The organism is Salmonella sp. JXY0409-18 (genome assembly GCF_020268625.1).
GTDB classification, from domain to species: Bacteria; Pseudomonadota; Gammaproteobacteria; order Enterobacterales; family Enterobacteriaceae; genus Salmonella; species Salmonella enterica.
Genome location: NZ_CP084216.1, coordinates 3,959,591 through 3,973,407, shown reverse-complemented (window position 1 = coordinate 3,973,407; position 13,817 = coordinate 3,959,591). Strand labels below are relative to the sequence as shown.

General features: G+C 53.8%; 12 protein-coding genes. 4 read left to right on the top strand and 8 right to left on the bottom strand.

Annotated features, from left to right (window positions below; genetic code table 11):
* Positions 1–16: 16 nt before the first annotated feature.
* From LDB27_RS19325 to pepA, 3 genes are all read right to left on the bottom strand, one after another.
* The gene (locus LDB27_RS19325; RefSeq protein WP_000416333.1) at positions 17–2,872 is read right to left on the bottom strand and encodes a valine--tRNA ligase; all 2,856 of its coding nucleotides are present in this window, start codon (positions 2,870–2,872) and stop codon (positions 17–19) included.
* A complete protein-coding gene (gene holC / locus LDB27_RS19320) occupies positions 2,872–3,315 on the bottom strand; it encodes a DNA polymerase III subunit chi (RefSeq protein ID WP_001523689.1) in 444 nt (147 codons plus the stop codon). Before holC ends, LDB27_RS19325 begins: the two co-directional genes overlap by 1 nt.
* Before the next feature lie 136 nt (positions 3,316–3,451).
* Complete coding sequence (gene pepA, locus LDB27_RS19315; protein WP_000397158.1) at positions 3,452–4,963, bottom strand: leucyl aminopeptidase; 1,512 nt, start codon at positions 4,961–4,963, stop codon at positions 3,452–3,454.
* A 280-nt stretch (positions 4,964–5,243) separates the two neighbouring features.
* Here pepA and LDB27_RS19310 point away from each other — a divergent pair, with 280 nt between their 5' ends.
* The 3 genes from LDB27_RS19310 (at position 5,244) to lptG (ending at position 7,540) form a co-directional block, all read left to right on the top strand.
* Positions 5,244–5,294 (top strand): hypothetical protein, encoded by a 51-nt coding sequence (locus tag LDB27_RS19310; protein WP_212724070.1) that lies wholly within the window; start codon positions 5,244–5,246, stop codon positions 5,292–5,294.
* Positions 5,295–5,357: 63 nt separating this feature from the next.
* Positions 5,358–6,458, top strand: coding sequence for an LPS export ABC transporter permease LptF (gene lptF, locus LDB27_RS19305; protein ID WP_000584132.1), 1,101 nt, complete (start codon positions 5,358–5,360; stop codon positions 6,456–6,458).
* Positions 6,458–7,540, top strand: coding sequence for an LPS export ABC transporter permease LptG (gene lptG / locus LDB27_RS19300; protein ID WP_001182242.1), 1,083 nt, complete (start codon positions 6,458–6,460; stop codon positions 7,538–7,540). Before lptF ends, lptG begins: the two co-directional genes overlap by 1 nt.
* 216 nt (positions 7,541–7,756) lie before the next feature.
* On the opposite strand, the gene idnR is transcribed toward lptG, so the two are convergent.
* The 4 genes from idnR to idnD all read right to left on the bottom strand — a co-directional run bounded on the left by idnR (position 7,757) and on the right by idnD (position 12,020).
* Positions 7,757–8,755 carry a DNA-binding transcriptional regulator IdnR gene (idnR, locus tag LDB27_RS19295; protein WP_001244065.1) on the bottom strand — a complete coding sequence of 333 codons (999 nt, stop codon included), beginning with the start codon at positions 8,753–8,755 and terminating at the stop codon, positions 7,757–7,759.
* 63 nt (positions 8,756–8,818) lie between these two features.
* A complete protein-coding gene (gene idnT / locus LDB27_RS19290) occupies positions 8,819–10,138 on the bottom strand; it encodes a gnt-II system L-idonate transporter (protein WP_001128349.1) in 1,320 nt (439 codons plus the stop codon).
* Between the two features lie 61 nt (positions 10,139–10,199).
* The gene (gene idnO / locus LDB27_RS19285) at positions 10,200–10,964 is read right to left on the bottom strand and encodes a gluconate 5-dehydrogenase (protein ID WP_000998688.1); all 765 of its coding nucleotides are present in this window, start codon (positions 10,962–10,964) and stop codon (positions 10,200–10,202) included.
* A gap of 24 nt (positions 10,965–10,988) precedes the next feature.
* Entirely contained in the window at positions 10,989–12,020 is a 1,032-nt protein-coding gene (idnD, locus tag LDB27_RS19280) for an L-idonate 5-dehydrogenase (RefSeq protein WP_000453358.1), read from the bottom strand.
* 216 nt (positions 12,021–12,236) lie between these two features.
* On the opposite strand from idnD, the gene idnK reads away from it, so the two are divergent.
* Complete coding sequence (gene idnK, locus LDB27_RS19275) at positions 12,237–12,767, top strand: gluconokinase (protein WP_000896756.1); 531 nt, start codon at positions 12,237–12,239, stop codon at positions 12,765–12,767.
* Positions 12,768–12,794: 27 nt separating this feature from the next.
* On the opposite strand, the gene ahr is transcribed toward idnK, so the two are convergent.
* Positions 12,795–13,814: an NADPH-dependent aldehyde reductase Ahr gene (gene ahr, locus LDB27_RS19270; protein WP_000152563.1), complete on the bottom strand. Its 1,020-nt coding sequence runs from the start codon at positions 13,812–13,814 to the stop codon at positions 12,795–12,797.
* Between the last annotated feature and the right edge of the window lie 3 nt (positions 13,815–13,817).

Sequence of the window (13,817 nt, the reverse complement as noted above, 5' to 3'; positions counted from 1 at the left end):
CCATCAGGCTTTCAGATTACAGCGCGCTAATAACCGCCTGCTGCTCAATCAGCTTCGCTTTGGCTTCTGCGTAACCGTCCAGCTTCTCACGCTCTTTGGCAATCACCGCTTCCGGCGCACGGGCGACGAAACCTTCGTTGGACAGTTTGCCTTCGATACGGGCAATCTCGCCTTCGATTTTCGCCACTTCTTTCGCCAGACGCGCCAGCTCATCGTCTTTGTTGATGAGGCCTGCCATCGGGATCAGCAGTTCGGCGCCGTCGATGATTTTGGTCACGGAAACCGGACCTTTGTCATCGGCTGGCAGCACGGTGATGCTTTCCAGACGCGCCAGGGTTTGCAGGAAGCTACGGTTGTCGTTAACACGACGAACGGCTTCTTCACTACAGCCGCGCAGCAGCAGTTCCAGCGGTTTGCCCGGGGCGATGTTCATTTCCGCACGAATGTTACGTACGGCGACGATCGCCTGCTTCAGCCACTCGGTATCGGCCAACGCGGCTTCATCCACCTGTGCGGCGTTATATTCCGGGAACGGCTGTAGCATGATGGTGTCGGCGGTAATGCCACAGATAACCTTCACGCGCTGCCAGATGGTTTCGGTGATGAACGGGATGATCGGGTGCGCCAGGCGCAGCAGACCTTCCAGTACGGTGACCAGCGTATGGCGGGTGCCGCGCAGTTCGGCTTCGGTGCCACCGTTCATTACCGGCTTGGTCAGCTCCAGATACCAGTCACAGAACTGGTTCCAGGTGAACTCGTACAGAATGCCCGCGGCGATATCGAAGCGGAAGCTGTCCAGCGCGTCGCGGTACGCTTTAACGGTCTGGTTGAATTCCGCCAGGATCCAGCGGTCCGCCAGCGACAGCGTCATTTCACCGCCGTTGAAGCCGCAATCCTGCTCTTCGGTGTTCATCAGCACAAAGCGGCTGGCGTTCCACAGCTTGTTACAGAAGTTACGGTAACCTTCCAGACGCTTCATATCCCAGTTGATGTCGCGGCCGGTCGAGGCCAGCGCCGCCAGGGTAAAGCGCAGGGCGTCGGTGCCGTGCGGCTCGATGCCGTTCGGGAACTGCTTCTCGGTACGCTTGCGGATTTTCTCCGCCATCTGCGGCTGCATCATGTTGCCGGTGCGTTTTTCCAGCAGTTCCGGCAGGGAGATGCCGTCCACCATATCCAGCGGGTCGATAACGTTACCCTTGGATTTAGACATCTTCTGGCCTTCGTCGTCGCGAATCAGACCGGTCATGTAGACAGTATGGAACGGCACCTGCGGCTTGCCGTTTTCATCTTTGATGAAGTGCATGGTCATCATGATCATGCGGGCAATCCAGAAGAAGATGATATCGAAGCCGGACACCATCACGCTGGTGGGGTGGAACTGACGCAGCGCGTCGGTGTTTTCCGGCCAGCCCAGCGTAGAAAAGGTCCACAGCGCGGAGGAGAACCAGGTATCGAGAACGTCTTCGTCCTGACGAAGCTGAACGTCGGCACCGAGGTTATTTTCCTGACGCACTTCGTCTTCGGTACGGCCAACGTAGACGTTGCCGTCGTTGTCATACCATGCCGGGATACGGTGACCCCACCACAGTTGACGAGAGATACACCAGTCCTGGATATCGCGCATCCAGGAGAAATACATGTTTTCGTACTGCTTCGGTACGAACTGAATGTCGCCGTTTTCAACCGCTTCCACCGCCGGTTTCGCCAGCACGTCGGCACGGACGTACCACTGGTCGGTCAGCATCGGTTCGATAACCACGCCGCCACGGTCGCCGTAAGGGACGGTCAGATCGTGCGGTTTAATTTCTTCCAGCAGGCCGAGCGCGTCAACGGCAGCAACGATGGCCTTACGGGCAGCAAAGCGTTCCAGCTTCTGGAACTCAGCCGGAATCTCGCTGGAATAAACGTCAGACTCTTCACCTTTGGTATCGAACACTTCCGCGCTTTCGCGAATGTCGCCGTCAAAGGTCAGGATGTTGATCATCGGCAGGGCGTGACGTTTCCCGACTTCATAGTCGTTAAAGTCGTGCGCCGGGGTGATTTTTACGCAGCCGGTGCCTTTTTCCATATCGGCGTGTTCGTCGCCCACAATCGGAATGCGGCGGTTAACCAGCGGCAGAATAACGAATTTGCCAATCAGATCTTTATAACGCGGATCTTCCGGGTTCACGGCCACGCCGGTATCGCCCAGTACGGTTTCCGGACGGGTGGTGGCGACGACCAGGTAATCTTTACCGTCTGCGGTTTTCGCGCCGTCGGCAAGCGGATAGCGGATGTGCCACATCGAGCCTTTGGACTCGCGGTTTTCCACTTCCAGGTCAGAGATGGCGGTACGCAGTTTCGGGTCCCAGTTCACCAGGCGTTTGCCACGGTAAATCAGGTCTTCTTTGTACAGGCGAACAAAGACTTCTTTCACGGCATTGGAAAGGCCTTCGTCCATGGTGAAGCGCTCGCGCTCCCAGTCAACGGAGTTGCCGAGACGGCGCATCTGACGGGTAATGGTGCCGCCGGATTCCGCTTTCCACTGCCAGATTTTGTCGATAAACGCATCGCGGCCGTAGTCGTGACGGGTTTTACCTTCTTCAGCGGCAATCTTGCGCTCAACCACCATCTGGGTCGCGATCCCGGCGTGGTCGGTGCCGACCTGCCACAGGGTGTTTTTACCCTGCATACGCTGGTAACGGATCATGGTATCCATGATGGTTTGCTGGAAAGCATGTCCCATATGCAAACTGCCGGTGACGTTCGGCGGCGGGATCATGATGCAGAAGGACTCTTTGCTTTCGTCGCCGTTAGGCTTGAAATAGCCCTGCTTTTCCCAGTGCTCGTAAAGCGGCTGTTCGATATCTTGGGGGTTATATGTCTTTTCCATTATTTCCAGGTTGCCGTATTCAGGTTAAAACCAGCCACGCGGTAGGCTTTGTAGCGTTCGCGCGCCAGTTGTTTCAAAGTTTCTTCGTAAGGGACGAAGTCTACCACTTCTGTGAAAGCGGTGGCAAAATCTGCAAAGCTTGTACGCAGGCTGATTAAAATATCGCGCGGGCTGCTGTTGCGTTTTTGCGGCCAGGCAATTTCAACCGGCGCGCCGCCGCGTGGGCCTTCGCCTGCCAGATTGTGCGGGACAAAACTTTCCGCCGGTCTTGCCCACAGCGCTTCATCCAACCGAATGGCCTGCTTCTCATCTTCGCAGGCGATCAGCACGCGCTTGCCGGCGCGCCAACGTTCTGCGGCAATTTCACACACCAGTTGTTCAACGGCGCTTAAACCATTGACGGTAGTGTCATTATCCAGAAGATAGAACGTCGCATTCTTCATATATGGGGCTTCTTGTGGTGGATTTAAATGCGTTGCCATGATGCATCCCGTAGGCCGGATAAGCGCAGCGCCATCCGGCAAAACGCCTGATGGCGGCGCTAATGCGCCTTATCAGGCCTACGGGGTAATCTCAAACTTACTCTTCGCCGTTAAAGCCCGCGCGATTGAGCAGGAACTGCGACAACAGCGCTACCGGACGCCCCGTCGCGCCTTTCGCTTTGCCGGAGCGCCAGGCGGTGCCGGCGATATCCAGGTGCGCCCAGTTATACTTACGGGTAAAGCGCGACAGGAAGCAGCCCGCGGTGATGGCGCCGCCAGGACGACCACCAATGTTTGCCATATCCGCAAAGTTGGACTCCAGTTGTTCCTGGAACTCATCGCCCAGCGGCAGACGCCACGCGCGGTCGCCAGCCTGCTCGGACGCGCCGATCAGTTCATGCGCCAGCGGGTTATGGTTCGACATCAGACCGGTAATGTGATGGCCCAGCGCAATCACGCAGGCCCCGGTTAGCGTCGCCACGTCGATAACCGCTTCCGGTTCGAAGCGCTCAACGTAGGTCAGCACGTCGCACAAAACCAGACGGCCTTCGGCGTCGGTGTTCAGGACTTCAACGGTTTGACCAGACATGGTGGTCAGCACGTCGCCCGGACGATACGCGCGTCCGCCCGGCATGTTTTCACAGCCCGCCAGCACGCCGATAACGTTAATCGGTAGCTGAAGCTCGGCAACCATACGCATCACGCCGTAAACCGCCGCTGCGCCGCACATGTCGTACTTCATCTCGTCCATCCCTTCAGATGGCTTGATGGAGATGCCGCCGGAGTCGAAGGTCAGGCCTTTACCCACCAGCACGATCGGGCGCGCGTCTTCGGATGGATTGCCCTTGTACTCAATCACCGACATCAGCGATTCATTCTGCGAACCGTGGCCGACCGCCAGATAAGCGTTCATACCCAGTTCGCGCATTTGCTGTTCGCCGATGACGCGGGTGATGACATTTTTGCTGTAGCTGTCGGCCAACTGGCGCGCCTGTGACGCCAGGTAGGCGGCGTTACAGATATTGGGCGGCATGTTGCCGAGATCTTTCGCAGCCTTAATCCCGGCGGCAATGGCCAGACCGTGCTGAATGGCGCGTTCGCCGCTGGTGAGCTCACGGCGGGTCGGCACATTAAAGACCATCTTACGTAGCGGGCGGCGCGGCTCGCTCTTGTTGGTCTTGAGTTGATCAAAGCTATAAAGCGTCTCTTTGGCCGTTTCGACGGCCTGACGCACTTTCCAGTAGTTGTTGCGGCCTTTGACGTGCAGTTCGGTCAGGAAACAGACGGCTTCCATCGAACCGGTATCATTCAGAGTATTTATCGTTTTCTGAATAACCTGCTTATACTGACGTTCATCAAGCTCTCGCTCTTTGCCGCAACCAATGAGGAGGATTCGCTCGGAAAGAACGTTAGGAACATGGTGCAGCAACAGAGTCTGCCCCGGTTTTCCTTCCAGTTCGCCGCGACGCAGCAATGCGCTGATGTATCCGTCGCTAATTTTGTCGAGCTGTTCTGCAATCGGAGAAAGGCGACGCGGTTCAAAGACGCCCACGACAATGCAGGCACTCCGCTGTTTCTCCGGGCTACCGCTTTTTACACTGAACTCCATGCACTATGCTCCTGAATCTTAAAGACAACAGTGGTGGCTACAGCTATACTCGTCGTCTTTCAAGTTGCAGATGCGTTGGCTGCGCCTGCTCACCCCTGTCGCTTACCTGATGTAAGCTCCGGGGCTTCACAGTCTTGCCGCCTGCCTGCAACTCGAAATCCATTAGAGTATAGAAATTGAAAGCTTTCGTAACTCATGTCCGCTGTTGCGGTGACTTCGTGTTAATCTTAACGTTATTACGGCATTGGCACGTCAGAACAAGTTCTGAGAGGTGAATCCGCTGAGTATAATGATCTTAGCGATGATTTCGACGACTCAAGAGAATAAATGACGTTTAAGCCATGAAACAAGCTAAATTCCAGCAAAAAAATGGGTTTTTACGGGCGTATTTAAAGTGATAATCATAAGATATCTGGTGCGGGAGACGCTCAAAAGCCAGCTGGCGATACTCTTCATCTTACTTTTGATCTTCTTTTGTCAAAAGTTAGTGAGGATTCTCGGCGCGGCGGTTGACGGCGATATTCCCGCAAATCTGGTGCTCTCGCTTCTGGGGCTGGGCGTACCGGAAATGGCGCAGCTCATCCTGCCTTTAAGCCTGTTCCTGGGGCTGCTGATGACGCTGGGCAAACTGTATACCGAAAGTGAAATTACGGTCATGCACGCCTGTGGGTTGAGCAAAGCCGTGCTGGTAAAGGCCGCCATGGTACTGGCGTTATTTACCGGTATCCTTGCGGCGGTTAACGTGATGTGGGCCGGTCCCTGGTCGTCAAAACACCAGGATGAAGTGCTGGCGGAGGCGAAAGCGAACCCCGGTATGGCGGCGCTGGCGCAGGGGCAATTCCAGCAGGCGACCAACGGCAGCTCGGTGCTGTTTATCGAAAGCGTTGATGGCAGCGACTTCCACGATGTTTTCCTGGCGCAGATTCGCCCTAAGGGCAATGCTCGTCCTTCTGTGGTAGTGGCTGATTCCGGACACCTTACTCAGTTGCGCGATGGTTCCCAGGTTGTCACCTTAAACAAAGGGACACGTTTTGAAGGAACGGCGTTGCTACGCGATTTTCGCATCACCGACTTCCAGAACTATCAGGCGATTATTGGCCATCAGGCCGTGGCGCTGGACCCGAACGATACCGACCAGATGGACATGCGCACGCTGTGGAATACCGACAACGATCGCGCTCGCGCCGAGCTGCACTGGCGTATCACGTTAGTCTTTACCGTATTTATGATGGCGCTGATGGTCGTGCCGCTCAGCGTGGTGAATCCACGTCAGGGGCGCGTCTTGTCTATGTTGCCCGCCATGCTGCTTTATCTGCTGTTCTTCCTGATCCAGACCTCCATTAAATCGAATGGCGGTAAAGGCAAACTGGACCCGGTTATCTGGATGTGGGCGGTCAACCTGATCTATCTGGCGTTGGCGATTGGTTTAAACCTGTGGGATACGGTGCCGGTCCGCCGCCTGCGTGCCCGTTTTCTGCGTAAAGGAGCGGTATAATGCAGCCATTTGGTGTACTTGACCGCTATATCGGTAAAACCATTTTTACCACCATCATGATGACGTTGTTCATGCTGGTGTCGCTCTCCGGGATCATCAAGTTTGTCGATCAGCTGAAAAAAGCGGGGCAGGGTAACTACGACGCGCTGGGCGCGGGTATGTACACCCTGCTCAGCGTACCTAAGGATATCCAGATCTTCTTTCCTATGGCGGCGCTGCTTGGCGCGCTGCTGGGACTGGGGATGCTGGCGCAGCGTAGCGAACTGGTGGTGATGCAGGCATCGGGTTTCACCCGTATGCAGGTGGCGCTGTCGGTGATGAAAACGGCTATCCCCCTGGTGCTGTTAACCATGGCGATCGGCGAATGGGTCGCCCCGCAGGGCGAGCAGATGGCGCGTAACTATCGTGCGCAGGCGATGTATGGCGGTTCGCTGCTTTCCACCCAGCAAGGTCTGTGGGCGAAAGACGGGAATAACTTTGTCTATATTGAACGGGTGAAGGGCGACGAGGAGCTGGCCGGCATTAGTATTTACGCTTTCAACGATCAGCGTCGTTTGCAGTCGGTGCGTTACGCCGCTTCGGCAAAATTCGACCCGGAGCATAAGGTCTGGCGTTTGTCGCAGGTGGATGAGTCCGATCTGCAAAACCCGAAACAGATCACCGGTTCGCAGACGGTGAGCGGTACCTGGAAAACGAATCTGACGCCGGATAAGTTAGGTGTGGTGGCGCTGGACCCGGATGCGCTTTCCATCAGCGGTCTGCATAACTACGTTAAATATCTGAAGTCGAGCGGACAGGACGCCGGACGTTATCAGCTCAATATGTGGAGTAAAATCTTCCAGCCGCTCTCCGTGGCGGTGATGATGCTGATGGCGCTGTCGTTTATCTTTGGCCCACTGCGTAGTGTGCCGATGGGCGTGCGCGTGGTGACGGGGATTAGCTTCGGCTTCGTCTTTTACGTTCTCGACCAGATTTTTGGCCCGCTGACGCTGGTATACGGCATTCCGCCGATTGTCGGCGCGCTGCTGCCGAGCGCGTCTTTCTTCCTGATTAGCCTGTGGCTAATGCTGCGTAAGTCGTAATCACAGGCTGCCATCCGGCAATGCAGTAAAGCGCAGTGCCTGATGGCGCTGCGCTTATCAGGCCTACTATGACCCGTAGGCCTGATAAGTCCTTTCCGCCGCCATCCGGCAGACCGCCTGGTATTCCTCGAATGATGTAGTGCGTAACCTGACGCGTGGCGCTTTTGGCTACGCGTTAAGCTCAGGCAAGCTGCGGGAAAAAGTAGATCAAAAAATTTATAACGTGCTGCCGTGATAAATCTGATAACCCAAATCAATCGTATTATGGTTGAGATCGTTATTTTTAATTTTGTTGAGCAACATCTGCGCGGCTCTGCGCCCGATCTCAAAACGAGGGGTAATTACGCTGGCGAGGCTCGGTATCATTTGCCTGCCCATCTCCAGACCGTGGAAGCCGGCGATGGAGATCTGCTCCGGTACGGCCAGTTGACGCTCGCGGCACCACAGTAGAGCGCCCATTGCGATATCGTCATTTGTACAAAAGACGCCATCCACGTCCGGGTGCGCAGTAAGCGCATCACGCATTAGCTGTATCCCCAGATGGATAGAGGAGATAGCGCGGGGATTGATGCGCAACGGCGCCAGCCCCCGGCGCGTCATCGCATCGCAGTAGCCGTGATAACGCTGCTCATCTCGGATATCGTCTTTTGAACCCAGATAGAGGATTTTTCGCCGCTGGCGTTTATCCAGCATGGTACTGACCATATCAAAGGCGGCCTGACGGTTATCAAACCCCACCTCCATATCTAAGCGATCGCCCTGGATGTCCATGAGTTCTACAATCGGAAGGGTTGCTGAGCGCAGGAATTTGACGGTTCTGAGGGTATGATATTTTTCTGAAAGAATAATGCCGTCGATATTGTAAGACAGTAAATTGATAACGGACTCTTCTTCCGAATCGCGATTGTAATTGTAATTCGCAATGAGAGTTTGGTAGTTATGACCCGACGTTACGGATTCAATCCCGGCAAGAATGTCGGCAAACAACTGATTCTGAAAAGAGGGGATCAGCACGCCCAGAGTGTAACTTTGCGCGTTTAACAGCATAGCAGGCGCGCGATTTGGTATGTAGTTAATTTCCTCCATGATCTGCGCAATACGCTCGCCGGTTTCCCTGGCGACTTTTTTCGGCGAGCGGATGTAACGGCTCACCGTCATTTTTGTCACGCCAGCAAGCGTAGCGATATCCTGCAAAGAAATTCTGTGATTCCTCATGTTTTCTCCAGTACCGGGGGCGGGAACGTCGCCCCCATGGTTAATTGGGCTGCGGATGATGAATTAATGCAGAACCGCATTCAGCGCCAGTACGCCCAGCAACCCCATGACAGAAATCAATGTTTCCATAACGGTCCAGGTGCGTAGGGTTTCCCCGACGCTAAGATTAAAATACCCTTTAAACAGCCAAAAACCGGGATCGTTAACATGTGATGCAATAACGCTTCCCGCGCCTGTCGCCAGTACCATTAACGCCGGATCGGCGTGGGTTACGTTAATAATCGGCAATACGACGCCCGCTGTGGTTATCGCAGCCACGGTCGCGGAACCTAACGCAATACGCAGCACGGCGGCTACCGTCCAGCACATTAATAACGGAGATAGCGATGTGCCGGTCATTAATTGCGAGATATATTGGCCCACGCCGCTATCCACCAGCACTTGTTTAAACGCGCCGCCGCCCGCGATGATAAAAACAATCATCGCAATAGCGCCAATGGACTCGCCGACGATATCCATCACCTGCTCAACCGTACGTCCATTGCGTCGCCCCAGCGTAAAAATGGCGATGATAATGGCAATAAACAACGCCACTGCTGGATTACCGATAAATTCGAAGAAAACCCGCACGGCATTCGTTTTTGGCAGCGTGATTTCACATACCGCTGCGATGGCCATCAGAATGACCGGGATCACGGCGGCAAAAATACTGTTCCAGAATGACGGCATCTCTTCTTCACTGAATAGGTGAGGATTAAATAATCCTTCAGGCGGCGCTTTTTCAAATCGCGCCAGTAATTTTGAAAACAGAGGGCCGGCAACAATCACTGTCGGTATGGTAATGATTAACCCATACAGCAGGGTCGTACCGAGATTTGCCTCAAAAATTGTCGCAATAGCGGTAGGGCCGGGATGCGGCGGCAGGAAGCAGTGCGTAACGGATAAGGCGGCGACCATTGGAACCCCGACATACAGCAAGGGCAGTCCCGATGAGGCCACAATCGTAAAAACGAGCGGCAACAGCAGTACGAACCCGACTTCAAAAAACATTGCCAGGCCGACGATAAGCCCGGTGATCACCAGCGCCCATTGCACGCGTTTTTTGCCGAACGTATTAATGAGCGTCGTCGCAATGCGCTGCGCTGCGCCGGTGTCGGAAATTAATCTTCCCAGCATCGCGCCAAAACCGAGGATCATGGCGAGTCCGCCCAGAGTACCGCCAATTCCGTTTTGTATGGAGTGCAGGGCGTCTTGCGCGCCCATCCCTTCGGCAAATCCCACCACGGCGGCAACCAGAACAAGGGCGATAAAGCCGTTAACTTTAAAGCCAATCATTAAGACCAACAGCAGCGCAACGCCTGCCGCAATAATTATTAATGGCATATTCGTCTCTCTTATTAGCGCCAAAATAGCAGCGCTTACGCGCTGCGTCGTATTTCCCTGGTCAGACGGCAACCAGCATACCGCCATCGACAAACAGCAGATGTCCGTTAACAAAGTCGGAGGCTTTTGACGAGAGAAACACCGCTGCGCCAATAAGCTCCTGGGGATCGCCCCAGCGTGCGGCAGGCGTACGTTTGCATAGCCAGGAGGTGAAGGCTTCATCTTCAACCAGCGCTTTGGTCATCTCCGTTTTGAAGTATCCCGGCGCAATACCGTTGACCTGGATATTATGACGCGCCAGCTCCACGCACATGCCGCGAGTCAGCATCTTCACGGCACCCTTCGACGCGGCGTATGGCGTAATCGTGTCGCGGCCCAGCTCGCTTTGCATCGAACAGATGTTGATCACTTTTCCTGCCTGCCGCGCCACCATACGGCGCGTAACGGCCTGAGAGACGAGAAAAACCGCGGTCTGATTTACGGCGATGACGTCATTCCACTCCTGCTCGGGAAACTCAGTAAACGGATGACGGCGCTGGATACCGGCGTTATTTATCAGGACGTCAATGACGCCGATATCTTTTTCGATATGTTCAACCGCAGCTTCAATATCCTGTTTATGGGTGACATTAAAGGGAGCGGCAATAGCCTTTATCCCTTCCTGCTGAAGTTTCGTCACGGCTGTTTCGGCGCGCTCCGGGGTAATATCGTTAACAATAATGCGCGCGCCATAGCGACCAAGACCGGTTGCCAGCAAATAACCAATTCCCTGAGCGGCTCCGGTGATAAGGATATTTTTACCTGCCAGTGAAAAAAGATCGTTCATGATAGTGTCCCTTATTTTACTTTCTCAGAAAACGAGCTGAACTTTTGCCGCCTGTGTTTTGTCTCCGGCAAAGATCAGCGCCGCTTCCAGGTCGGTAAATGGATATTCCGCGCTCAGTAACGGCAGCGGATTGATAACGCGGTTGGCAAGCCAGGAAACCGCAGTATTAAATTCGGTAGTAAAGCGGAAAGAGCCTTTCAGGGAGATCTCTTTGCTTATTACCATCATCATCGGGAAGTTGGGGACTGCGCCGCCCATGCCAACCTGCACCATCACGCCTTTTGCCCGTGTGACTTCCAGACACGTTGAGATTGAGGAAGGATGCCCGGAGACTTCAAAACTGATATCGAAATACCCTTTTTCTGCTTTCCAGCCATCAAGAGAGTCATGCTGTGGGTTTACCAGCGTATCCGCGCCCATCTGCCGGGCCAGCGAGAGAGAACGGGTACTGATATCAGCACATACCACTTCCGCTGCGCCCAGCGTTTTTACCGCGCTAACAATCAGGCAGCCGATAGGGCCAACGCCGGAGATAAAGACGCGTTTGCCTTGCAGATCGCCCGCCTCATGAGCCGCATGAATGGCAACCGCCAGCGGTTCGGCAAAGGCCATGGCTTTTTCGTCTGCCTGTTCCGGCCAGGGAATGCACTGAACGGTATCGACAGATTTAAATCGGGTAAAACCGCCATCGACATGCGGAAAATACATGGCGCTGCCAAAGAAACGCATTTCAGTACAGTGGTTTTCTTCATGCTGCAGACAGTATTTGCAATGACCGCAAGGCTTCGATGGATTAATCGCTACCGGTTGTCCTTCACGTAATAAATCTGAGTCGCTATGAACGATTTTGCCAATCACTTCATGACCTAAAATCATTGGCGCTTTTACTGTAAAATTGCCGACTTTGCCTTCCTGATAATAATGTAAGTCAGACCCACAAATGCCGCCTCGGGTAATTTGTACGAGTGTTCCTTTATTATTCCATTCAATATTTTGTTCCGTAACGGCAACAGCACGCTTACCCGCAACAACGCAGGATTGAGTTTTTACTTCCATAAATTCCTCACTGGTCAGGTAGTTACCCTGAACGCATTTAAGCGGTTTTATTTGTCATTATTTGTGACTTATGTCACGCTGGAAAATTGTTACACTACAATGTTACGCATAACGTGATGTGCCTTAGAGTTCTTCTCTATGGAAATTAAAAAACGTGAAATTGTCGAACGTAGAGGCGTAATATTGTGGTGTGGAATATGACTCAGAGGTATTTAAATGGCCGGAGAAAGCTATATTTTAATGGGTGTTTCAGGTAGTGGTAAATCTTTAATAGGCAGCAAAATTGCAACATTATTTTCTGCGAAGTTTATTGACGGCGATGATCTCCATCCGGCGAAAAACATTGATAAAATGTCTCAGGGAATACCGTTAACTGATGAAGACCGTTTACCCTGGCTGGAACGATTAAATGACGCTTCATACAGTCTTTATAAAAAAAATGAGACGGGATTTATTGTCTGCTCGTCATTAAAAAAACAGTACCGCGATATTTTACGTAAGAGCAGCCCTAACGTACATTTCCTGTGGCTGGATGGCGATTACGCTACCATTCTGCAGCGAATGCAGCGTCGTGCCGGGCATTTTATGCCGCCAGACCTGCTGCAAAGTCAGTTTGACGCGCTGGAGCGACCGTGTGCCGATGAACATGATATTGCGCGTATCGATGTTAATCATGACATCGAGCACGTGACGGAGCAGTGCCGACTGGCTGTACAGGCTTTTCGTCAGGCACTCAGCGCTTCCTGATCATTGTCAAAGCGCTGAGTCAGGCGGTCAGAAGTCAGCTTTTAGCACTACACGATAGCGGGCTTTGCCGTCGCGAACGTGCTGGATAGCCTCGTTGATTTGTGACATTGCGAACAGTTCCGTGGTGGGCGCGACTTTGCTGCGTCCGGCGAATTTCATCAGTTTGCGAAGTTCATATGGCGTTCCGGTTGCCGAGCCTGAGATACTGCGATCGCCGGCTATCAATGTAAACGCCGGTACGGGCAGCGGCTTCAATACCGCCCCAACGGTATGGAAGTTGCCGCCATAGGTCAGCGCTTCGAAGTAGGGTTGCCAGTCGAGATCGACGTTGACCGTGTTAATAATGAGATCGAACTGGCCCGCCAGTGCTTTTAACGCTTCCGGATCGCGGCTGTTCACCACGTTATTGGCCCCCATCGCCAGCACTTCCTGCTCTTTCGATGGATTTGAGCTGAACGCGGTGACTTCGCAGCCCATTGCATGTAACAGCTTTATGGCGATATGCCCAAGCCCGCCAATACCGATGACGCCAACGCGGCTGGTAGCAGTAATATGGTGCATCAGTAGCGGTTTAAAGACCGTAATGCCGCCACATAACAGCGGGCCTGCGGACGCCATATCTATATTCTCCGGAAGAGGAATTACCCACTGCCAGCCCGCGCGAAGCTTCTCGGCAAAACCGCCACGATTGAGGATAGTGGGCACTGCGCCTTCCTGGCAGTTAATTTGATTGCCGCTGATACAGGCATCGCAGTGTCCGCAGCTGCGCGCCGTCCAGCCGATTCCAACGCGCTGGCCGACTTTTAGCCCCTTATCCTGTGCCGCGCTGCCGAGTGCGGCCACCCGACCAATGACCTCATGTCCGGCAACCAGAGGGTATTGAGAGAACCCCCATTCATTGTCGATCATTGACAGATCGGAATGGCAGATCCCGCAGTAGTCGACCCGTACCTCGACATCTTCCGGTTGGAGTTCTCCCGCGTCATATTCATAGAGTTCGAGCTCGCCGCCCGCCTCTTTGGCGGCGTAGCTTTTTATTATCGTCATTGT